This window comes from Candidatus Pelagibacter sp. PS_34 (assembly GCF_059417845.1).
Genome location: NZ_CM182068.1, coordinates 1130630 through 1153706 on the forward strand (window position 1 = coordinate 1130630; position 23077 = coordinate 1153706).

Below are 23077 nucleotides of genomic sequence, written 5' to 3' on the forward strand. Positions count from 1 at the left end.
AGTATTAAATACTAAAAGTTTCTAGGTAAATAACCCCATTTTTGCCAAACATCATACTCTTTCATAAATGCTTGTTGAGAGTTCCAAACTTTTTTGAAGTCAGCATCTTTAGCAGATTGTTCTGCCATAACTTTTGCACTAACTTTTTGAAGTTCTCTCAATACGCTATCAGGTAATCTAGCAGCTGTTACACCTTTAGAAGGGAAACTTGCAATTTGTTTTCCTTGTAAAAATTCACCAGTAGTAATGGCTCTCATAGCCGCTGCTGTACAAGCCATCTCAAACAATGCTTGGTCAGCTGGACCTATTTTATTCCATAAGTCTAAATTGACCATAAAGTGAGTAGATGTTGATACTTGGTGCCAACCTGGAAATAGGTTGAACTTAGTAATCTTGTGAAAACCAAGCACTTCATCAATTGCAGGCATTGAATATTCTGTTGCATCTAGAGTTCCTTTTTCTAGAGCAGCAAAAATTTCACCACCAGCCATCAATGTTGCAGATGCTCCTATTTCATTTAAAACCATTCCCCCTAAACCTGAGAAACGAATCTTTAAACCTTTAAGATCATCTAGACTTGTAATTGGGTTTCTATACCAACCAGCAGTTTCGGGTCCAATTGTACTACATAGCAACACTTTGATATTTTGCTTATTATAAATATCATTTGCTAGTTTTGAACCTTCTCCTTCAAACCACCACGCAGCATATTCCCATGGTTCCATTCCAAACGGTACCGCTGCAAATAAAACGGCTGCTGGAATTCTACCTTGGTCATAAGCCATATAGTTGTAAGCTGCAGGCAAATCACCTTTACTAATTGACGGTGAAATTTCTAAAGGAGGAAGAATTTTTCCAGGCTCATAAACCTTTAGCTGTATTCTTCCGTCTGTAGCTTTATCCAAAGTATCTGCTAGACGAGCAATTGGATCTCCAAGTGCTGGCCAACCAGTATTGAAAGTAGACTGTACTTTCCATCTAATTTTTTCTGCTGCACTAACTTGCTGAAATGAAAAAGTCATCATTAGAGCAAAAACAGCAAAAACACTAATAAACGAATTTATTAGAGATTTTGATTTATTGTTTTTCATATTTCCCTCTCTGTTATTTTTTAAGTTGTTTCTTCTTAACGAACAGCATCTCCAACTCATATTAAGATGCTCTCCATGCTTGTCTGTAAAGATCGATCATCTCATTTACAGAAGGCACTCTTGGATTGAGGTTTGGAGCTCCTGAATTTTCTGCATCAGTTGCCATATTTTTTAACTCATCCTCAAAATTTTTTTCATTAATTCCAAAGTCTTTCATTGATGGGACTTCAAAATCTTTATTAATTTTATACAAACCTTTAATTAATTTTTCACAAGCAACATCATCACTATCTTCAGGTAAGGCAAATTCACCTGCACGACTACAATCTGCATATCTACTTTTAGCTTGGTTGATTGAAAATTTTGTTATATCTGGTAATAGCATTGCATTACTTAATCCATGCGGAACTTTAAAATTACTGCCTAATGGTCTGCTCATTCCATGCACTAAACATATGGATGCATTAGAAAATGCCAAACCTCCTAATGTTGCTGCAAGCATTAGTCCTTCTCTGGCTTTCAAATCCTTAGGATCTTTATCCACAGCATATATATTTTTCATAACAAGTCTTATCGTGTCTAGAGCCATTCTATCTGAAAATAATGTAGCTTTTTTACTCACATAAGCTTCTATACCGTGAGTTAAAGTATCAATTGCACTATCAATAGTTAACCTTCTAGGTTTTGATAATGTTAAATCGTAATCAACTATTGCAACAATTGGAACAAATCCTTCTCCTCTACATGAAATTTTTTCACTATTATTTGAGTCAATAATTACCGCATGATGTGTTACTTCCGATCCTGTTCCAGCCGTTGTTGGTATAGCAATTATTGGTAAGCCTTTTTTATCAAACATTGAGGGTGGTTTATAATCTTGAATATTTTTGCTATATTTTGCCATTGCAGCTATTGCTTTTGCTGTATCCATTGGGCTTCCTCCACCAAATCCTATTACCGCATCATTTTTACATTTTTCTAAAAATTCAATGCCCTTTAGAACTACTGTGTCAGTTGGGTCAGGAACTGTATCATCAAATACATCTGACTTTAATCCAGCTTTACTAAGAACTTCTTGTAACTTTTTAACATAACCAAATGCCACCATTTGTTTATCAGTTACAATTAATAATGATTTAATAGATCCTAGAATTTTTATAATTTCAGGTAGTTCATTTAAACTACCTTTTCCAATTTGTAGATATCTTGGTATACAAACACGAACATTTTCTCTTTTAATCAAACGGCCTCTCTCTCTTTCCATCTAATTGGTTTAAGTTGCAATCTAAACCTATGTAATTTTAAGAGTCAACAACTCAAAGCTTTTAAATGATAATATTTTTCTCATTTAAGGAATAAGTGATTGCAAAGAAAAAAAAGCTAGTATAACTTGGCATTAAATATAAAAGGAGTTCCATGAAAAAAATAAGTCATTTTATAGACGGAAAAATATATAGCGATAGTAAATCTAGAATAGGTCCAATTTTTAACCCTGCAATTGGTGAGCAGATAGCAGAAGTTGAATTGGCAAGCAAAGCTACTGTTGAAATGGCAATAGAAAGTTCTGCTAAAGCATTTATAAAATGGTCAAAAACTACTCCAATTACTAGATCAAGAATTTTATCAAAATACAAAGATTTATTAATTAAGAATATGGAAGAAATAGCTGTAATGGTTTCTAAAGAACACGGAAAAACTATTCCTGATGCCAAAGGTTCTATTCAAAGAGGAATTGAAGTTGTTGAGTATGCTACAGGTATTACAGAATCTTTAAAAGGAGATCATTCTGCAAATGTTGGTACTAATGTTGATTCATATAATTTGCGTCAACCTCTTGGTGTTTGTGCTGGTATTACTCCATTTAATTTTCCAGCTATGGTTCCCATGTGGATGTATCCAGTTTCTATAGCGTGTGGAAATACTTTTATATTAAAACCGTCTGAAAAAGACCCAAGTTGCCCAATGAGACTTGCTGAGTTAGCAATTGAAGCTGGTTTACCAGTGGGAGTTTTAAATGTTGTTAACGGTGATAAAGAATCTGTTGATACATTATTAGAAAACAAAGATGTTCAGGCGATTAGTTTTGTAGGTTCAACTCCAATTGCAGAATATGTTTACCACACAGGAACAAAAAATAATAAAAGAGTTCAAGCACTTGGTGGTGCAAAAAACCATATGGTTGTTATGCCTGATGCAGATGTTAATAAAACAACTGATGCCCTTATAGGTTCAGCTTTTGGATCTGCAGGTGAAAGATGTATGGCCATTTCTGTTGCTGTATGTGTTGGAAAGAAGACAGCCGAAAATTTAAAAACTAAATTATTAGAAGAAACTTTAAAGTTAAATGTTGGCCCTTACACAGATGAAAAAAGTGATTTTGGACCATTAAACAACAAGGCTCATTACGAAAAAGTTATGGGATACATCGATACAGGTGAAAAAGAAGGTGCAAAATTACTTTCTGATGGAAGAAATATGAAACTTCAAGGTTATGAAAATGGATACTTTGTGGGTCCAACTATTTTTGAAGATGTAAAGCCAGATATGAAGATATATAAAGAAGAAATTTTTGGTCCAGTTTTAAGTATGATGACAACTGACACTTATGAAGAAGCTTTAAAGTTGGTTAATGATCATGAGTTAGGAAATGGTGCTGCTGTATTTACCAAAAGTGGAATGATAGCAAAACATTTTACTGAAAATGCAAAAATTGGAATGATAGGAGTAAATGTTCCAATCCCAGTACCAGTTGCTTACCATAGTTTTGGGGGCTGGAAACGGTCACTATTCGGAGATCATTCAATGCATGGCCCTGAAGGAGTAAGATTTTATACTAAATTAAAGACTGCTACTGTAACCTGGTCTGAGGACAATAGTGGTCCTGAGTTTACAATTCCTGTCTTGTCATAATTTTTTTAATAAAAAAATTTAAGAATTGTGAGTGAAATAAACAGCAGAACTTCGCCTAGGCGAATATTAAATATTTTAGAAGAAATTTTACTAGATCCAGAAAATTTTACTGCTAAAAAAATAGCTCATAAATTAGATATACCTCTAGCAACAATTTATAGACATATAGGAACTCTGTGTGATGAAAGATTTTTGATTGCCAGCAATTCAAAAAAATATATTCCTGGACCTAAAATTAGAAATATAATCCTACATAGTTTACCTTATGAACCAAACTTTACTCTTAGAAGATCATATTTAAGAAAACTTACAGCAGATATAAAAGAAACAGTCAGCTTATCGGTACCTATTGGAACCAAACTTGTATATTTTGATAGAATTGAGTTTCATTGGCCAATGCAATTAAATCTGGAAGCTGGAGATCATTTACCCTTACATGCTTCAGCTTCTGGAAAACTTTATCTTTCGTCTATTAAAAAAGAAGATGCATTAGAAATTTTTAATAATATTAAAACTCCTGCATCTGCAAAAAATACTATTACTGAAATTTCTCAATTTAAAAAAGAATTAAATAAAATAAAAAAACAGGGTTATGCATTTGATGATGAGGAATGGTTTAATGGAATGGTGGGCTTATCTTTACCTATAACGAATGCAAAAAATGAGTTATGTTTTTGTTTATCTACACACACAGCAAAAAGTCGAAAAAATATTGATGATTTAAAGAAGATTCTACCTTTAATGCTTTCTGCATCAAAAAATTTGAAAAAGGCTTTATTTAAAAATTAGCCGGTGGCTAACATTTTTTTCAATTCAGCTATAGCTTTTGCTGGATTTAATCCCTTTGGGCAAGCATTAGTACAATTCATAATAGTATGGCATCTATAAAGTTTAAGCTCATCAGCTACTTTTTTTAATCTCTCTTTTCTTTCATCGTCTCTACTATCAACTATCCATCTATAAGCTTGAAGCAAAACAGCAGGGCCTAAATACTTATCACCGTTCCACCAATAACTTGGACAAGAAGTAGAGCAGCACGCACACATTATACATTCATATGCACCATCTAATTTTTCCCTATCCTTTTTAGATTGTATAATTTCTGTAGTTTCGACTTTTGTATTTGTTTTCAACCATGGCTCAATTGATTCATACTGTTTGTATAATCCACTTAAATCACCAATTAAATCTTTTTTAACTTTTAAATGAGGTAATGGATAAATATTTATATCACCTTCAATTTCTGAATGAGGTTTTGTGCATGCCAAACCATTTTTACCATCCATATTCATTGCACAAGATCCACAAACACCATGTGCACAAGATCTACGATAAGCTAAAGATGGGTCAATTTCATTTTTTATCTTATTTAAAATATCCAATACTTTTGAAGGACAATTATCCATATCTACTTCATAAGTATCTACTCTTGGGTTTTCTCCATTTGAAGGATCCCATCTGTAAACATTTACTTTTCTAATATTTTTTGATCCAGTTTTATCTTGGTAATAATTACCTTTTTGAACTTCTGAATTTTTAGGTAAGTTTATTTGAACCACTAGTAAACTCTTTCTTGGGGTGGAAAGTATTGAACTTCATTTGTTAAAGTTGTTTTGGTAACTGGTCTGTAACCAATTTTTGTATCTTTTCCATTACACCAAGCAATAGTGTGTTGCATAAATTTTTCATCATCTCTTTTTGGGAAATCTTCTCTTGCATGCGCACCTCTACTCTCTTGTCTATTATAAGCAGAATCTACTGTTGTAATTGCCTGTCTTATCAAGTTATCAAACTCCAATGTTTCTACTAAATCAGTGTTAAAAACAAGTGACTTATCTTTTACAGAAATTGATTGCATTCCATCGTATGCTTTTCTAATATTATCAACGCCCTCTTTAAGAGTTTTTTCTGTTCTAAAAACAGCACACTTTGATTGCATAGTTTTTTGCATTGAAAGTCTAAGTTCTGCAGTACTATTTTCACCATTAGAGTTTCTTAATTTATCAAATCTTTCTATGCATTTTTCTGTTTCAGTCTCTCCTATATCTTCATGTGGAGTTCCTGGTTTTACAAGTTCTGCAGCTCTCTTGGCTGCAGCTCTTCCAAATACGACTAAATCAATTAAAGAATTAGATCCCAATCTATTTGCTCCATGAACAGAAACACAAGCAGCCTCACCAATTGCCATTAATCCTGGAACTGTTTCAGAATCATTTCCTGTTAATACTTCAGCTTTATAGTTTGTTGGGATACCTCCCATATTATAATGAACAGTGGGCACTACGGGTATTGGCTCTTTGGTTACATCAACATTAGCAAATAATCTTGCTGCTTCAGTTATTCCTGGAAGTCTACTTTCAATAATACTTTTGTCTAAATGACTTAAGTGTAAATGAACATGATCCTGTTCTTTACCCACACCTCTTCCTTCATTAATCTCAATTGACATAGATCTACTTACTACATCTCTAGATGCTAAGTCTTTAGCTTTTGGTGCATAACGCTCCATAAATCTTTCACCTTTTGAATTAACTAAATAGCCACCTTCACCTCTAACACCTTCAGAAATTAAAGTTCCATGTCCATAAATTCCTGTTGGATGAAATTGTACAAATTCCATATCTTGTAATGGTAAGCCTGCTCTTAAAACCATTGCATTTCCATCTCCGGTACAAGTGTGTGCTGAAGTTGCAGAATAATAAGCTTTTCCATAACCCCCTGTTGCAATTATTGTGCTGTGCGCTCTAAATCTATGAATTGTTCCATCATTTAAATTCCAAGCAATAAGACCTTTGCATTCACCATCCTTCATTAATAAATCTAAAGCAAAATATTCAATAAAAAATTCAGTGTTATGTTTTAAAGCTTGTCCATAAAGAGTATGAAGTATTGCGTGTCCAGTTCTATCTGCAGCTGCACATGTTCTTTGAACAATTCCATTACCATAATTTTTTGTCATTCCACCAAAAGGTCTTTGGTAAATTTTGCCATCATCAGTTCTGCTAAATGGAACTCCATATTTTTCTAACTCTATAACAGCAGCTGGAGCTTCTTTACAAAGATACTCAATACTATCTTGGTCACCTAACCAGTCAGCACCTTTAACAGTATCATACATATGCCAACGCCAATCATCTTCACCCATATTCCCTAAAGATGCAGAAATTCCTCCTTGAGCAGCTGAGGTATGACTTCTTGTTGGAAATACTTTTGAAATGCAGGCTGTCTTTAAACCAGCTTCACTTAAACCAACAGCAGCTCTTAGACCTGATCCTCCGGCACCAAGTACGATGACATCGTATTCATGGTCTATTATTTTATATGAGCTCATTAGTTTAAATTCAATATTACAGTTATTGTTATAATTGGCATTATTATAGCAAAAATATTAAGTACTTTGTTTGCGGCATTTTTGATTTTTTCATTCTGAATATAATCTTCAAATACCTCGCTAATACTTAGGGCAGAAAAAAAGTAAGCAAATACTAGTGTTAAAGAAACTAAAATTTTAGATGGTTGAGTGGTAAAGAAATTAACAACCTCAATATAATCTTTATCAAAAATTGAAACTAAATTTAGAATAAACCAAATCATTAAAGGTACTAAAATTACTGAACTAATTTTCATGAACAGCCATTTTTTTGTTACAGAGTTCATTTTAAATAAAATTCCTTCCTAATAGATAAAATAGAATTGTAAAAAAAATAGATCCAAAAATTACCAATAAACCTGTAATCTTTGTGGTCTTTAGTTCAAAACCATAACCAAGATCCATTACTAAATGTCTTATTTCACTCAATACCTGAAAGCTAAAAGACCAAGTTAAACAAATAATAATAAATTTTCCAAAAATAGATTGCAAAAATAATTTTGTTAGATCGTAGCTAGATTCTCCTAACAACAAAGAAAATATCCACAAACAAATTACTGTTATTGCAAATATATTAACTATTCCTGTAATCCTATGAGAAATAGAAACCAAAGAAGATATGTGCCATCTATAAATTTGAATGTGTGGTGATAAAGGGTTGTTATTATCCATTATTCTTCCTAATTAAAAGCTCAGCTATTTCTACTGCATTCAGTGCAGCACCTCTTAATAAATTATCTGATACTATCCACATATTGAGTGTATTTTTTTTTGTTTTATCTTCTCTAATCCTGGAAATATAAGTTTCATTTTTACCTTCTGCCTCTAAAGGAGTAATGTAGCCTCCATCTTCTCTTTTATCATACACCTCACATCCCTCTGCACTATCTAATAAAGAGTGTATTGTTTGTAAGCTAAATGGTTTTTCAAATTCAATATTTACAGATTCAGCATGAGAAACTAGCACTGGAATTCTTACGCATGTTGCAGTTAGCTCAATTTTGTCATCTAAAATCTTTTTTGTTTCGTTAACCATCTTTAATTCTTCTTTTGTGTAACCATCATCTGCAAAAACATCTATGTGAGGAATTGCATTAAATGCAATTTGTTTAGTAAAATTTTTAGAATTTATTTTCTTTTTATCTAATGATAATTTAGTTTGTTCAATCAATTCATCCATTGATGCTTTACCACCACCAGATACGGATTGATAAGTTGATATAACTACTCTTTTTATATTAAATTCATCATGTAAGGGTTTTAGAGCTATTACTAATTGTGCTGTAGAACAGTTTGGATTAGCAATAATATTTTTTTTTAAAACATTAATTGCTTCTGGATTCACTTGTGGAACAATTAAAGGTACATCTTGATCCATTCTGAAAAAGCTAGAATTATCAATTACTGTAGTATGTTTTGCTGCTTTTTCTGCATATTTTTCTGATATTTTTCCACCAGCTGCAAAAAAGGTAATTTCAGCTTTTGAGAAATCATAAGTCTCTAAGTTAAAAATCTCATGCTCCTTACCATTAAAATTTACTTTTTGACCAGCACTCCTTGGAGAGGCAACTAAAAATAATTGGTCTATTGAAATTTTTTTCTGCTCTAATACTTCGAGCATTTTTCTTCCAACATTACCTGTGGCTCCTACAATTGCTATATTCATGATATTATTTTACTTTTATACTAGATGAAGGGTAAATCACAAACGTTTCCATTAATGGTATTATCGTTTATTTGAATTTTAAAGCCTTGAGATGCTTCCCAGTGGGATTTCTTTATCATTGCTATGCCTATAACCTTTTGAAAATGAGGTGAATAACAAGCCGATCTTAATTCACCAATTACATTATTATTTTCATCATATATGTTTTTTGATCCAGTAAGACTAATTTCTTTTATATCAATTTTAACTCCCCTTAATTTTTTTTGGGGTCCTTTTAATTTTATTTCTTTCAATTTTTCTTTTCCTAAAAAATTTATATCACTATCTAAGCTAACATATTGATCAAAACCACATTCAAATGGATTGTCGTTATTATCAAAGTCATTACCATAAGATAACAGTGCACTCTCAATTCTCTCTATTAAATTCGGACATCCTGGCCCTACATTAAATTCTTTTCCAACTTCAAAAAGATGGTCATACAATTTTTGTCCTGACTGTGTGTTTTCAACGTATACTTCATATCCTCCTTGTTTAGACCATCCTGACCTAGCTATAAGGTGCTTTGTGCCTTCAAAATCAAAATAATCAAACCCAAAGAATTTTAGCTCAGTAATTTTTTTTCCAAAAACTTTTTCCATTAACGCAAAGGATTTTGGACCTTGTATTGCCATAATATCAACTACTGGTTCTACAATTTTAACATCAAATTTGTGTCCTGATGCTAAGCCTTTGGCAAAAAAGATTACATCCGAATCTGCTATTGATATCCACCATTTATTTTCATCAAGTTTTAAAACAACTGGGTCATTAATTAAATTTCCATTTTCGTCTATTATTGGACAATAATAACATCTGCCTATTTTAGATTTTGATAGATCCCGACATGTCATCAATTGTACTAACTCTGCCGAGTCTTTTCCTGATATTTCTACTTGTCTTTCTGCAGCGACATCCCATATCTGAACATGTTCTTTTAAATGTTTGTAGCTATCCTCTATTGATCCAAATGCAGCAGGTAACAACATATGATTATATATTGTGTATGCTGTAACTCCTTGTTTCTCTATTCTTGAGGTATAAGGAGTACTTCTTAATCTTCTTGATTTTGCTATTGAAAAATTTTTCATTTTTTTAAAAATTCAGAGATCTTTTCTCTCATTTCAAAAGCTTTTTCAAACATAATCATATGTCCACAATTTTTAATTATATGAGTTTTTGAATTAAGAACGAGCTCTGCAAATTTCTTACCTTTTTCAATATTAACCATCTTATCTAGCTCACCAAAGATAAATAATGTCGGACACTTGATTGACTTTAACGTCTCAGATCCATTTTTATAATTATTACATGCTATAAGATCGATAGCTAAAACTTCTCTAATATTTCTTGGAGAATTAATAATTTTTTCCACAGGATTACCTCCAATGAATTTTTTATAATTCTCATAGCTCCATTTCATCATTAACTGAACTGCTTTATCATCTCCATTTTCAGCAAGATCAATTAAATCTTGATTAACAGGCATTCTGTAAGAACCACCTATAAATATTAAATTTTTAACTCTTTTAGAATACCTTAATGAATATTCCAATGCTTCCAAACACCCTTGGGAATGACCTATTATTGTTAATTCAGAAACATTAAGTTTTTTAAAAACTTTTTCTAACCAATCTGAAATTTCTTCTATTGATTTTAAACAATCACCTTCAGAATTTCCATGTCCAGGTAAATCTATTGCTAAAACATTATAATTTTGATTTGATAAATACTGTTCTGTTAAGGACCAAACAATATGTGAGAGACCACTTCCATGCAGCAAAACTATTGTGGATTTTTTTTTATCAATACCTTGGCCTGAATCCGATGCAAAGACTTTTTTGTTGTCTACTTGAAAGATCAACTTAATTCCTTAACTTTCTTTCTAAGTTCAAATTTTTGAATTTTTCCTGTTGAAGTTTTTGGTAAATCACAAAAAATAACACTCTTAGGAAGTTTAAATCCTGCCAATGTTTCTCTACAAAAATCTATTATTTCTTTTTCTGTTGCTGGCTTATCTTTAATTAATTCAACAAAAGCACAAGGTGTTTCTCCCCATTTTTCATCTGGTTTAGCAACTACAGCTGCTAAAGAAACTGAAGGGTGTTTTGCAATTGCATTTTCAATTTCTATTGAAGAAATATTTTCTCCTCCAGAGATAATAATATCTTTAGATCTATCTTGAATTTTTATATATCCATCAGGATGGGTCACAGCTAAATCTCCTGAATGAAACCATCCACCTGCCATTGATTTATCTGTTGCTTCTTTATCCTTGTAATATCCCTTCATTACAATATTCCCTCTAATCATAATTTCACCCATAGTCTTTCCATCTTTAGGTACTGGCTTCATTGTTTCTGGATCCATTACAATAGCACCCTCTGTGTTTGGGTAACGTACACCTTGCCTTGCTTTGATTTCATTCTTTTTATCTTTTTCTAAAGAATTCCAATCATCATTCCACGCACACTGCAACATATGGCCATAAGTTTCTGTTAATCCATAAACATGCATAACCTCAAAGCCAAGATTTTCCATTTTTTCAAAAATAATACTTGGTGGAGGTGCACCTGCAGTTAAAACATTGACTTTTCTTTTTAAGGCTTTTTGATCTTCCTTAGGAGCATTAACAATCATATTTAAAACTATTGGAGCTCCACCAAAATGTGTTACTTCATATTTATCAATTAGTTCAAACATCTTTTTAACATCAATATTTCTTAAACAAATTACTCTTGCGTGCAGCATTGCTAATGTCCAAGGATAACACCAACCATTGCAATGAAACATTGGAACAACACATAAAAAATTTAATTTGTTAGGCATATTCCAAGCTGTAACACTACCTGTTGCCATCAAATATGAGCCTCTGTGATGATAAACTACTCCTTTTGGGTTTCCAGTAGTTCCTGAAGTGTACCCTAATGAAATCGCTTCCCATTCATCTTTTGGTTTTTTCCATTCATAATTTTCATTACCTGTGTTTAAGAAACTTTCATATTCAAGTTCACCTATTTTTTTAAAAGAACTTGTGTCTATGTCCTGGTCGTCAATATCAATAATTGTAATCTTATTTTTAACATTTTTTAAAGCCTTCTCAATTACATCATGAAATTGTCTATCTACAATTAAAACCTTTGCATCACTATGTTGTAAAATATAACTTATAGTATTGGGGTCTAGTCTTGTATTGATTGCATTAATTACTGCCCCCACCATAGGTATTGAATAATGTGCTTCAAAAATTTCTGGTGTATTGAAGGCCATTATAGAAACTGTATCTCCAGTTTTCACACCCAATTTATCTAATGCGCTAGCAAACTTAACACATCTTTTATAAACTTCTTCCCAAGTATACGACCTACTTTCATAAACTAAGGCTTCATAATTTGGATATATATCTTTAGTTCTTTCTAAGAATGTTAAAGGAGAAAGAGGAACATAATTAGCCTCATTTTTATCTAAATTTGTATCGTAATGACTCATATTAACTAAATTTAAAATTCATTATATAGTCACTTCCTGATGTGGCTGTTTTAAAATGACTTTCGGCTCTTGGTAAAACTCTTTTAAAATAAAAATTTGCAGTCTGTATTTTATCTTCATAAAAGTCTTTGTTTTGTTCATAATCTTTAAAACTTACCTCTAAAACTTTTATCCACGCATGTGCTATGGACACAAACCCCAATGCTTTTAAATAGTCATTGCATGCTGCGCTTGCATCGTCTTTTGAGTTTTGCACTTTTTCTTTAATCCAATCAGTAAAAGTAGATAATACCTCTAGATGCGTTTTTAATTCTTTTATAAAAGGTTTTAATTTTTCATTTTCAGTACTGCAATCATTCTTGATCAGTTCCAAATATTTGTCAATTATATCACCATTTTTATTTACCAATTTTCTAAAAACTAAATCAGCTGCTTGGATAGAATTTGTTCCTTCATAAATTGGGGTGATTCTATTATCTCTATACAACTGTTCTATACCTTGATCTTTCGTATAGCCATAACCACCATGAACCTGCATAGCCTCACTGGTTATTTCCATTCCCATATCACTAAACATCGTTTTAACCACAGGTGTCATTAACGACACAAGATCTGAAGCTTCTTGTTTAATTTTTTCATCTGGGTGATAAAGGCTAACTTCTGTTTGTTGAGACAGCCAAAAACATAAAGCTCTTTCGCCTTCAATAATAGATTTCATATTAAGCAAAGATTTTCTAATATCTGCATGTTCAATTATAAAATCTGCTCCATTAGTTGATTTTGTATTATTTGTTTTTCCTTGTTTTCGTTCTTTTGCGTAACTCAAAGAGTTTTGATAGGCAATTTCGGAAATCCCCAAGCCTTGAATTCCTACAACAATTCTCTCTAAATTCATCATAGTAAACATTGCGTTTAAGCCTTTATTCTTCAATCCGATCATATAACCAGTTGCATCATCAAAATTTAATACACATGTAGCAGAACCTTTAATTCCCATTTTACTTTCTATAGACCCTGTAGAAACTCCATTTCTAGCTCCAATAGATCCATCTTCATTTACTAAAAATTTAGGTACTAAGAATAAACTTATTCCTTTTGTGCCTGCTGGTGAGTCAGCTGCTCTTGCAATAACTAAGTGGATAATATTTTCAGTTAAATCTTGATCACCTGATGTAATAAAAATTTTCTGTCCACTTAACTTAAAAGTTCCATCAGATTGCTCAATAGCTTTGGTTTTTAAAAGACCTAAATCAGTTCCACAAACTGGTTCAGTAAGGCACATCGTGCCACTCCATTTTCCTTCAACCATTTTTGGAAGGTATTTTTCTTTTATTTCATCTGTAGCGTGATGAGAAATACAATTATATGCACCAATACTTAACTCACTATAAAGTTTAAATGATAAACTTGCAGATGATAACATTTCGTCAAAAAAAGCACTTACGGTTTTTGGCATTCCTTGTCCTCCATATTTTGGATCACAAGAAAGTGAAGTCCAACCATCTTCTATATATTTAGAATAAGCTTCTTTGTAGCCTGGCGGTGTTCTAACCACACCATTCTCTAGAACTGTTGGATTTTCATCACCTGATTTTGCTAATGGTAATATTAAGTTTTGATTAATCTTGGCTGCTTCTTCTAAAATATCTTTTACTAATTCTGAATTAACCTCTTTATACTTTTCAAGATCATTATAATTTTTATTATTTCTTAATTTATCAAAAAGAAACATCATGTCTTCGACTGGAGCAGTATAATTTGGCATTCCAGAACTCTAGAATAATTATTTAATTATTGCAATTTTGAAATGATTGCATCACCCATAGCTGATGTTGATACTTCTTTTTTTCCCTGAGAAAGAATATCTTTTGTTCTAAGACCATCATTTAAGACATCTTGTACAGCTTTTTCTAAAGCATCAGCTTCACTATCTAAATCTAAAGAGTATCTTAAAGCCATTGCAAAACTTAAAATTGAGGCTATTGGGTTTGCAATTTCTTTTCCAGCAATATCTGGTGCAGAACCATGAATAGGCTCATACATAGCTCTCATTTCTCCATCTTTATTTTTTGCACCTAAAGAAGCAGATGGTAATAAACCTAGAGATCCCGTTAACATTGAGGCTTGATCGGAAAGCATGTCTCCAAATAAATTGTCCGTAACAATTACATCAAACTGCTTTGGGTTTTTTAATAATTGCATTGCACAATTATCAGCAAGCATATGACTTAATTCTACATCTTTATATTCTTTGTCGTGTAGTTCTTGAACTTCTTCTTTCCAAAGTTGTCCTGCTTCCATTACATTTGACTTTTCACATGAAGTAACTCTATTTGATCTCTTTCTTGCTAAATCAAAAGCTACTTTTGCAACTCTAACTATTTCGCTAGTTGTGTAGGAATGGGTATTAATCCCTTTTCTTTCACCATTTTCTATCGGCTTAATTCCTCTTGGTTCACCAAAATAAATTCCACCTGTTAATTCTCTAACTATCATAATATCTAATCCAGACACGATTTCTGGTTTTAAGGTTGAGGCATCAACTAATTGTTCAAAACAAATTGCAGGTCTTAAATTTGCAAATAGTTTTAATTCTTTTCTTAATTTTAATAAGGCTCTTTCAGGCTTTTTTGAAAACTCTAAGTTATCCCATTTTGGTCCACCAACTGCACCTAACATAACAAATTCACTTTCTAGAGCTTTGTAAAAAACTTCATCCGTGATTGGTGTCCCATGCTTGTCATAAGAACAACCTCCAGCTAAATCTTCATCAATTTCAAAATCTAGAGATTTATTTGAATTCAACCATAAAATAACTTTTTTAACTTCTTGAATAACCTCGGGTCCAATACCATCCCCTGGAAGAAGTAAAATTTTTCTTTTTTTAATTTTTATCATTAAATATCCATGGTTTATTATTTTTTAGATTTTCTTCAAAAGTTATAATTTTTTCTTTTTTGGCTAACGATAGTGCAATATCATCAAGTCCTTCTAACAAACATTTTTTCTTAAAAGGATCAATATCAAACTTGATTTCACTATTTCCAAAAATTATTTTTTCTTCATTTAAGTCTATTGAAATTTCTTCTTTTCTTTTTGAATACTCTGATAATTCTTTTATTTTTTCTTCTGGCAGAGTAATTGGTAAAATTCCATTTTTGAAACAGTTGCTGTAAAAAATATCGGCATAACTAGAGCTTATCACACATGTTATTCCAAAATCTAGAAGTGCCCAAGGTGCATGTTCTCTTGATGAGCCACAGCCAAAATTTTTTCCTGCGATTAATATTTTTGATTGATTGTGAGGTTTTTGATTTAGAATAAAATCTTTAATTTCATTTCCATTATCATCGTATCTCATTTCAAAAAATAAGTTTTTTCCTAACCCTGTTCTTTTAATCGTTTTAAGAAATTGTTTTGGAATAATCATATCTGTATCAATATTTACTATTGGTAAATATGCTGGGATACTAGTAAGTGAATTAAATTTTTGCATTTTAGTTTTGATACTTTCTAACATCATCTAAGTTTCCAGAAATTGCAGCTGCAGCTGCCATTCCAGGACTTACTAAATGTGTTCTTCCACCTCTACCTTGTCTTCCTTCAAAGTTTCTGTTTGAAGTTGAGGCGCATCTTTCTCCTGGTTTTAATTTATCAGCATTCATTGCAAGACACATTGAACAGCCAGGCTCTCTCCATTCAAAACCTGAAGCTATAAATATTTTATCTAAACCTTCCTGCTCTGCTTGTTCTTTAACCAAACCTGAGCCCGGAACAACCATTGCATGAACATGGGACGCTTTCTTTTTATCTTTTAATATTTTGGCAGCTTCCCTTAAATCTTCAATTCTACCATTTGTACAACTTCCTATGAAAACCTTATCAATCTTAATATCTGTAGCTAGTGTATCAGCTTTTAAGCCCATATAATTTAATGATCTTTCTAAAGAGTTCTTTTTATCTTCATCTTGTTCATTTTTAGGATTTGGAACTTTGCCATCTATAGTGATTACATCTTGTGGAGAGGTTCCCCAAGTAATCATCGGTAAAATATCTTCTGCAACTAAGTTGATTTCTTTATCAAATTTAGCTCCATCATCAGTTTTTAAACTTTCCCAATATTTCATAGCCTTATCCCAATTTTCATTTTTTGGAGACATCGGTTTACCCTTTAAATATTCAAATATTTTTTCATCAGGAGCAATTAACCCTGCTCTTGCTCCTCCTTCAATAGTCATATTGCAAATAGTCATTCGTTGCTCTACGCTTAAGGATGAAATTAGACTGCCGGCATATTCAATAACTGATCCTGTTCCTCCTGCAGTTCCAATATTTCCTATAATTTGTAAGATTACATCTTTAGAGGTAACTCCAATAGGAAGTTTTCCGTTAACATTGATTCTAAAATTTTTTGCTTTTTTTTGAACTAATGTTTGTGTTGCTAGAACATGTTCTACTTCTGAGGTCCCAATTCCAAATGCCAAAGCACCAAATGCACCATGTGTTGCTGTGTGGCTATCTCCACAAACAATTACTGTACCAGGTTGTGTAAAACCTTGTTCTGGACCAATTATGTGAACAATTCCTTGTCTCTTGTCATTCATTCCTAAATATTGAACTCCAAATTCCTTACAATTGCTTTCTAAGGTATCTACTTGAATTTTAGACTCTGCATCCGCTATTCCTTTAGATCTATCAGTAGTTGGAACATTATGGTCTGCAACCGCTAGTGTTAAGCCAGGTTGTCTAACTTTTCTATTAGAGTTTCTTAATCCTTCAAAAGCTTGTGGGCTTGTTACTTCATGTACTAAATGTCGATCAACAAATAATAGTGCTGTACCATCATCTTGTTGATCTACTAAATGATCATTCCAAATTTTATCGTAAAGAGTTAAAGGCATTGAAAAAAAAATTATTTTTTTTCTTCTGATTTTTCTATTTTTGGTTCTGCTTGAACTTCTGCTTGTTTTACAGGTTCTGCTTGAACTTCTGTTTGTTTTTCTGCTTCTGCAGCTACTGGTGCTAAAGTTTCTTCTGTTACCATTTCTGGTTTAACATCAACTTCTATACCAATTTTTTTTCTAATTTTTTCTGCAATTCTAGCTGATTTACCTGTTCTGTCTCTTAGGTAATATAATTTTGCTCTTCTAACTTTACCATGACGGATAACTGTAATTGTATCTATAACAGTACCATATAGCGGAAATGTTCTTTCAACACCTTCACCAAATGAAATTTTTCTAACTGTGAATGAAGAATTTATATCTCTGTTTTTTCTAGCTATACACACACCTTCAAAATATTGAATTCTATCTTTTTTACCCTCTGTAATTCTAACACCAACTTTTATTACATCTCCTGGAAAAAAATCTGGGATTTTCTTCTCTGATAGTATTTTTTTAACGTTTAGTTGATTTATTTCTTCAATTGTTTTCATATTAGTATTTATCAAATTAATTTTTCTTATATTTTTCCCATAAATCTGGTCTTCGGACGCGTGTTATAGCCTCTGATTGTGATAAACGCCAGTCTTTAATTTTGTTGTGATCTCCTGATAATAGCACTTCTGGAACGCTTTTTTCCTCCCAAATTTGAGGTTTTGTGTATTGAGGATACTCCAAAAGTCCGTTCTCAAAACTCTCATCAGTCTTTGATTGTTCATTTCCCAAGACACCTGGAAGCAATCTTAGAACACTATCTAGTACAACAAATGCTGCTGTTTCACCTCCAGATAAAATAAAATCTCCTATGCTAAGTTCTTCTATATTCCTTGTAGATAACAACCTTTCATCAACACCTTCAAAATGACCACAAATTAAACTAATAGATTTTTCTTTAGACAGTTCTAGTGCTAATTTCTGATCAAGCTTTTTTCCTTTTGGTGATAAATAAAAAATTCTTTCTCCTTCTTTTTTATTTTCATCAAGAGATTTTGCTAAAATATCAGCTTTCAACAACATTCCAGATCCACCTCCAAAAGGAGTGTCGTCTACAGTTTTGTGTTTATCCTCAGCAGCATCTCTAATATTTACAACTTTTAAATCCCAAATTTTATTTGTTAAAGCTTTTCCATATAGCCCTTTATTTAAAGGGCCAGGAAAAAAATCAGGATAGAGTGTGAATATCTGAGCTTGCCACATAAATCCAACTATTTAGCTTCTTCCTTTGGAGCTTCTGCTGCTGGTGCTGCTTCTGCTTTAGGAGCTTCTTCCTTTGGAGCTTCTGCTGCTGGTGCTGCTTCTGCTTTAGGAGCTTCTTCCTTTGGAGCTTCTGCTGCTGGTGCTGCTTCTGCTTTAGGAGCTTCTTCCTTTGGAGCTTCTGCTGCTGGTGCTGCTTCTGCTTTAGGAGCTGCTGCTGGTGCTGCTTCGTCTCCTTCTTTTTTTCTTTCTTTTTTAGGAATAGCTTTACTTGGATTACTACCGTTTGCAGGCATTGCTATAATACCATTTTCACCTAAAATTCTTGCAACTCTAGTAGTTGGTTGAGCACCTTGACCTAACCAATATTTAATTCTTTCTGCTTCTAGTCCTACTCTTTCTTTTTTATCTTTTGGTAAAAGTGGATTAAAGAATCCTACCTTCTCAATAAATCTTCCATCTCTTGCACGACGACTGTCAGCTATAACTACTTTATATACTGGTCTTTTCTTTGTTCCACCTCTTGATAGTCTTATTTTTATCATTTTTTTTCCTTTTTTTATTTAAGTTGATTTAGTAGCTCTGGAGGTATTCCTTTATCAGACATACCCTTCAGGTTTCCTTTTGACATCTTCTTCATCATTTCAGACATCATTTTAAATTGCTTAAGCAATTTATTGATAGTGGCCGCATCTGTTCCAGAGCCATTAGCAATTCTTTTTTTCCTAGAACCATCTATGATTTTAGGATTCCCTCTTTCTTTTTTGGTCATAGACAAAATTATTGCTTCGTTTTGAGTAATAATACTTTCATCAATTCCCGCAGCATCCATCTGTGACTTCATCTTTGAAACACCTGGCATAAATGACATTATTCCTTCTATACCACCCATTTTTTTCATTTGTCTTAGTTGGGATAGATAGTCCTCCATAGAAAATTGTCCCTTTTTCAAATTTTCTTCAGCTTTTTTTAAATTTTCTTCACCAAGATCTTCTGCTGCTTTTTCTACAAGGGAAACAATATCTCCCATTCCTAGTATTCTATTTGCTATTCTATCTGGATGAAAAACTTCTAAGTTTTCTATTTTTTCTCCTACCCCTAAAAACTTAATTGGTACTTGAGAAACATATTTCATACTAAGAGCTGCACCACCTCTTGCATCACCATCAGCTCTAGTTAAAACAATACCTGTTAAGTTTACCGTATTTTTAAATTCTTTTGCAACTTCTGCAGCAACTTGCCCTGTTAAAGAATCTGCAACTAAAAATGTTTCAGTTGGATTGATTATATTCTCTATTTGTTTAATTTCGCTCATCATCTGAAGGTCAATTTGAGTTCTACCAGCTGTATCAAACAATATAATTTCTGCTCCATTTAAGCTTGCAGCACTAACTGCTCTTCTACAAATGTCTGCTGGTAATTGTCCTTCAATTATAGGAAGTGTTAAAATATTATTTTGTTCTCCTAAAGACCTTAATTGTTCTTGGGCAGCAGGCCTGTAAACATCAAGGCTAACCATCATTATCTTTTTCTTTTTATTTTTTTCTAAGTATTTGGCTAATTTTGCTGTTGTTGTAGTTTTACCAGAACCTTGAAGACCAACTAGCATCATTGGAACTGGCGGAACTGCATTTAAATTAATATCTGTGTTGCTTTCGCCTAAAAGGCTTACTAGTTCATCATAAACAATTTTAACAACCATATCTCCTGGTGAAGTTGATCTGATTATCTCTTGACCTAATACTTTAGGTTTAACTTTTGTTATAAAATCTTTAGCTACATCTAAAGAGACATCAGCTTCTAAGAGGGCCTGCCTAATAGCCCTTAAACCCTCATCTACTTGCTTTTCGTCAAGTGAAGGTGCTTTTTTTAAAGAAGAAAAAATTTCTTCGAATTTATTTGTTAAGTTTTCAAACATATTTATTACGCACAGCAGTTTCGCACTAGTGGGCGAATATCGCTGACTAGTGTTGATCTCTTTGTTTCCAAAGACACCACAAATTTAACGTTTTTGTGGAAACGAAATCAACCTATAATAGAGGTTCAAAAAGTCAATAAATAAGTTAAATATCTGTATATGGATATTAAAGCATTTAAAATGGATGGTTTAGGCAATGATTTTGTAATTATTGATCAAAGAAGCCAAGATTTTAATTTAGATAAAGATCAAATAATTAAGATATGTGATCGTAGTTTTATTGGATGCGATCAACTCATCCTAATTAAGAAAAATAAAGAAATAGATGCAAATGTAGAATTTTTTAATTCAGATGGAAGCATATCTGGTGCTTGTGGAAATGGCACTAGGTGTGTTGCAGATCTTCTATCAAAAGAAAGTGGTAAAAAAGAAATAACGCTCTTAACAACTTCTGGCTCACTAAAATCAAAAATTTTAGGAAATAATTTAGTCGAGACTGAAATTGGTATACCAAAAGTTAATTGGCAAGAAATTCCATTAAGTAAGCAGCTAGATACTCAAGACTTAAAAATTGAAATTATAGATAGAAATACTACCAAACATATTGGTGGAATAGCCATAAATGTTGGCAATCCGCACATAATTTTTTTTGTAGATGATATTGAAGCATTTGACTTAAAAAATATTGGTCCGAAAATTGAAAATCATCCTCTATTTCCTGAAAAATGTAATGTGACCCTGGCCAAAGTTATAAATAGAAATTTAATAAAAGTAAAAGTTTGGGAAAGAGGAGCTGGACTTACCAAGGCTTGTGGGACGGCAGCTTGTGCAACAGCTGTTGCAGCTAACATTAATAATCTGGTAGAAAAAACTACAGATATAGAGTTTGCATTAGGTAGTTTAACAATTTCTATTGATGAAAGAAATAGCATTCATATGAAAGGACCTGTGTCTGATATTAAAAATATCAACATTAAGTTGTAATGGGAATTTTTGATAAATTTAAAATTGGTTTTAAGAAAAGTGCTTCTACATTTACATCTGGTTTAAGAGATATAATTGTAAAAAAAGAAATAGATGACAAAACATTAGATCAAATTGAAGAATATTTGATTCAATCAGATGTTGGTCTTGTTGCAGCTGAAGAAATTAAAAAAATTATTGCTCAAGAAAAAATTGACCCCAAAAAAGATATTATGAATGAGGTAAACTTGATTCTTAGAAACTATATAGTTACTTTAATGAAACCTTTGGAAAATGAGAATTTTTTTAATAAAAAAGAAAAACTTAATGCAGTCCTAGTATCGGGAGTTAACGGGGTTGGAAAAACAACAACTATTGGAAAAGTTGGTAAAATTTTAAAATCTAATGGTAATAAAGTTATGTTTTCTGCCTGTGATACGTTTAGAGCAGCTGCTATAGAACAATTAGAAAGTTGGGCTAATAAAATTGATGTGCAAATTACAAAATCTACTCAAGGATCCGACCCGGCATCAGTTGCCTACAAGGCAATAGAAGAGGCATTAAAGAACGATTTTAACCATGTTTTGATCGATACGGCAGGGAGATTACAAAATAAAAAAAATTTAATGGAAGAATACAAAAAAATTGCCCATGTAACAAAAAAAATAGATCCAGATGCTCCTCACGATGTAATCCTAGTGCTTGACGCAACCTCTGGCCAAAATGTTATCAGTCAAGTTGAAGAGTTTAACAAAATTATACCTCTTACTGGTTTGATAATGACAAAATTAGATGGTACTGCAAAAGGAGGAATTTTATTAGCCCTTGCTAAAAAATATAAGCTTCCAATAATTGCTCTTGGACTTGGTGAAAAAGAGGATGATTTACAAATTTTTAATGCAGAAAAATTTGCAGAAGCATTTACTCAAATTAATTGATTAAATTATTCGAAATTAAAGGTTTATAATAATTACATTTATAATTTTCTTTTAATTGTGAGTGACCACAGTTTTTTGCGATCGATGAAATTATAAATTCAAATTTTCCACTAGAAGGATATTGATTTAACTTTTTATTAGTAATATCGAATTGAAAATTTTTATTAATATTTTTAATAGCACTAATCATAACTAATGTATTATTATCTTTTAATAAATAATAAGCAAAATCTTCAGGGAACACTGGAAAATCATACTCTTCTAAAAAAAATTTAGCCTTTGAAGGAAACCACTCGTATGAAATTAGAGGAAGTGAAGTTTTTGTTTTATAGTTATAGATATAAAGATCCTGAGGAAAATCAGTTATATAATTAGATTCTTCCCCTCGTGCTAAAATAGGTTTTTCTCTAGTTTTAAAATAAAGACTAAAATTTTCATCATGTGAATTCATCTGACCTATATGAAAAAAATTATCCGCAGAATAATCTTTTTCATCCGCATAAGTAAAATTAGCTACAAAGATTATAATAAATAAAGTCCTAACAATTTTTTTCAT

At 32.1% G+C, this 23077-nt stretch carries 23 protein-coding genes; 4 read left to right on the top strand and 19 right to left on the bottom strand.

Annotation, left to right across the window (positions count from 1 at the left end; translation table 11 throughout):
• Positions 1-11: 11 nt before the first annotated feature.
• Positions 12-1091: a TRAP transporter substrate-binding protein gene (locus tag AC5SL3_RS06065; RefSeq protein ID WP_494577948.1), complete on the bottom strand. Its 1080-nt coding sequence runs from the start codon at positions 1089-1091 to the stop codon at positions 12-14.
• Between the two features lie 61 nt (positions 1092-1152).
• Positions 1153-2355, bottom strand: a complete 1203-nt coding sequence (locus AC5SL3_RS06070) for an iron-containing alcohol dehydrogenase (protein ID WP_494577950.1) — start codon at positions 2353-2355, stop codon at positions 1153-1155.
• Positions 2356-2507: 152 nt separating this feature from the next.
• On the opposite strand from AC5SL3_RS06070, the gene AC5SL3_RS06075 reads away from it, so the two are divergent.
• Positions 2508-4001, top strand: a complete 1494-nt coding sequence (locus tag AC5SL3_RS06075) for a CoA-acylating methylmalonate-semialdehyde dehydrogenase (RefSeq protein ID WP_494577952.1) — start codon at positions 2508-2510, stop codon at positions 3999-4001.
• Positions 4002-4028: 27 nt separating this feature from the next.
• Positions 4029-4790, top strand: a complete 762-nt coding sequence (locus tag AC5SL3_RS06080) for an IclR family transcriptional regulator (protein WP_494577954.1) — start codon at positions 4029-4031, stop codon at positions 4788-4790.
• Here the strand turns inward: AC5SL3_RS06080 and AC5SL3_RS06085 are convergent.
• Genes AC5SL3_RS06085 through ffh form a run of 16 tightly spaced genes read right to left on the bottom strand, consistent with a single transcriptional unit; the run spans position 4787 to position 20620 of the window.
• Positions 4787-5560, bottom strand: a complete 774-nt coding sequence (locus tag AC5SL3_RS06085) for a succinate dehydrogenase iron-sulfur subunit (RefSeq protein WP_494577956.1) — start codon at positions 5558-5560, stop codon at positions 4787-4789. The two genes, AC5SL3_RS06080 and AC5SL3_RS06085, sit on opposite strands and share 4 nt — an antisense overlap.
• Positions 5560-7332 carry a succinate dehydrogenase flavoprotein subunit gene (gene sdhA, locus AC5SL3_RS06090; RefSeq protein ID WP_494577957.1) on the bottom strand — a complete coding sequence of 591 codons (1773 nt, stop codon included), beginning with the start codon at positions 7330-7332 and terminating at the stop codon, positions 5560-5562. The genes AC5SL3_RS06085 and sdhA overlap by 1 nt, the downstream gene beginning before the upstream one ends.
• Entirely contained in the window at positions 7332-7658 is a 327-nt protein-coding gene (sdhD, locus tag AC5SL3_RS06095) for a succinate dehydrogenase, hydrophobic membrane anchor protein (RefSeq protein ID WP_018413620.1), read from the bottom strand. The genes sdhA and sdhD overlap by 1 nt, the downstream gene beginning before the upstream one ends.
• Position 7659: 1 nt before the next feature.
• Positions 7660-8043, bottom strand: a complete 384-nt coding sequence (sdhC, locus tag AC5SL3_RS06100) for a succinate dehydrogenase, cytochrome b556 subunit (RefSeq protein WP_006997665.1) — start codon at positions 8041-8043, stop codon at positions 7660-7662.
• Positions 8036-9037, bottom strand: a complete 1002-nt coding sequence (locus AC5SL3_RS06105) for an aspartate-semialdehyde dehydrogenase (protein ID WP_271564582.1) — start codon at positions 9035-9037, stop codon at positions 8036-8038. Before AC5SL3_RS06105 ends, sdhC begins: the two co-directional genes overlap by 8 nt.
• Positions 9038-9057: 20 nt before the next feature.
• Entirely contained in the window at positions 9058-10167 is a 1110-nt protein-coding gene (locus AC5SL3_RS06110; RefSeq protein WP_006997663.1) for a dimethylsulfoniopropionate demethylase, read from the bottom strand.
• Positions 10164-10940, bottom strand: coding sequence for an alpha/beta fold hydrolase (locus AC5SL3_RS06115; RefSeq protein ID WP_494577959.1), 777 nt, complete (start codon positions 10938-10940; stop codon positions 10164-10166). Before AC5SL3_RS06115 ends, AC5SL3_RS06110 begins: the two co-directional genes overlap by 4 nt.
• Entirely contained in the window at positions 10937-12565 is a 1629-nt protein-coding gene (locus tag AC5SL3_RS06120) for an acyl-CoA synthetase (protein WP_271499539.1), read from the bottom strand. Before AC5SL3_RS06120 ends, AC5SL3_RS06115 begins: the two co-directional genes overlap by 4 nt.
• Position 12566: 1 nt before the next feature.
• A complete protein-coding gene (locus AC5SL3_RS06125) occupies positions 12567-14330 on the bottom strand; it encodes an acyl-CoA dehydrogenase C-terminal domain-containing protein (protein WP_018413623.1) in 1764 nt (587 codons plus the stop codon).
• A 26-nt stretch (positions 14331-14356) separates the two neighbouring features.
• Positions 14357-15463: a 3-isopropylmalate dehydrogenase gene (gene leuB, locus AC5SL3_RS06130; protein ID WP_006997659.1), complete on the bottom strand. Its 1107-nt coding sequence runs from the start codon at positions 15461-15463 to the stop codon at positions 14357-14359.
• Positions 15450-16061 carry a 3-isopropylmalate dehydratase small subunit gene (gene leuD / locus AC5SL3_RS06135; RefSeq protein ID WP_011281572.1) on the bottom strand — a complete coding sequence of 204 codons (612 nt, stop codon included), beginning with the start codon at positions 16059-16061 and terminating at the stop codon, positions 15450-15452. The genes leuB and leuD overlap by 14 nt, the downstream gene beginning before the upstream one ends.
• A gap of 1 nt (position 16062) precedes the next feature.
• Positions 16063-17466 carry a 3-isopropylmalate dehydratase large subunit gene (gene leuC, locus AC5SL3_RS06140; protein ID WP_494577961.1) on the bottom strand — a complete coding sequence of 468 codons (1404 nt, stop codon included), beginning with the start codon at positions 17464-17466 and terminating at the stop codon, positions 16063-16065.
• 11 nt (positions 17467-17477) lie between these two features.
• On the bottom strand, positions 17478-18002 hold the full coding sequence (gene rplS, locus AC5SL3_RS06145) for a 50S ribosomal protein L19 (RefSeq protein ID WP_018413625.1): 525 nt from the start codon (positions 18000-18002) through the stop codon (positions 17478-17480).
• Positions 18003-18018: 16 nt separating this feature from the next.
• Entirely contained in the window at positions 18019-18705 is a 687-nt protein-coding gene (trmD, locus tag AC5SL3_RS06150; RefSeq protein ID WP_271499528.1) for a tRNA (guanosine(37)-N1)-methyltransferase TrmD, read from the bottom strand.
• A gap of 8 nt (positions 18706-18713) precedes the next feature.
• Positions 18714-19247: a 30S ribosomal protein S16 gene (gene rpsP, locus AC5SL3_RS06155; RefSeq protein WP_011281575.1), complete on the bottom strand. Its 534-nt coding sequence runs from the start codon at positions 19245-19247 to the stop codon at positions 18714-18716.
• Between the two features lie 14 nt (positions 19248-19261).
• Positions 19262-20620 carry a signal recognition particle protein gene (gene ffh / locus AC5SL3_RS06160; RefSeq protein ID WP_018413628.1) on the bottom strand — a complete coding sequence of 453 codons (1359 nt, stop codon included), beginning with the start codon at positions 20618-20620 and terminating at the stop codon, positions 19262-19264.
• A gap of 159 nt (positions 20621-20779) precedes the next feature.
• On the opposite strand from ffh, the gene dapF reads away from it, so the two are divergent.
• Together dapF and ftsY are read left to right on the top strand one after the other, a co-directional pair.
• Complete coding sequence (gene dapF, locus AC5SL3_RS06165; RefSeq protein ID WP_018413629.1) at positions 20780-21604, top strand: diaminopimelate epimerase; 825 nt, start codon at positions 20780-20782, stop codon at positions 21602-21604.
• On the top strand, positions 21604-22521 hold the full coding sequence (gene ftsY / locus AC5SL3_RS06170) for a signal recognition particle-docking protein FtsY (RefSeq protein ID WP_271616582.1): 918 nt from the start codon (positions 21604-21606) through the stop codon (positions 22519-22521). Before dapF ends, ftsY begins: the two co-directional genes overlap by 1 nt.
• On the opposite strand, the gene AC5SL3_RS06175 is transcribed toward ftsY, so the two are convergent.
• On the bottom strand, positions 22514-23077 hold the full coding sequence (locus tag AC5SL3_RS06175) for a hypothetical protein (protein ID WP_006997650.1): 564 nt from the start codon (positions 23075-23077) through the stop codon (positions 22514-22516). The two genes, ftsY and AC5SL3_RS06175, sit on opposite strands and share 8 nt — an antisense overlap.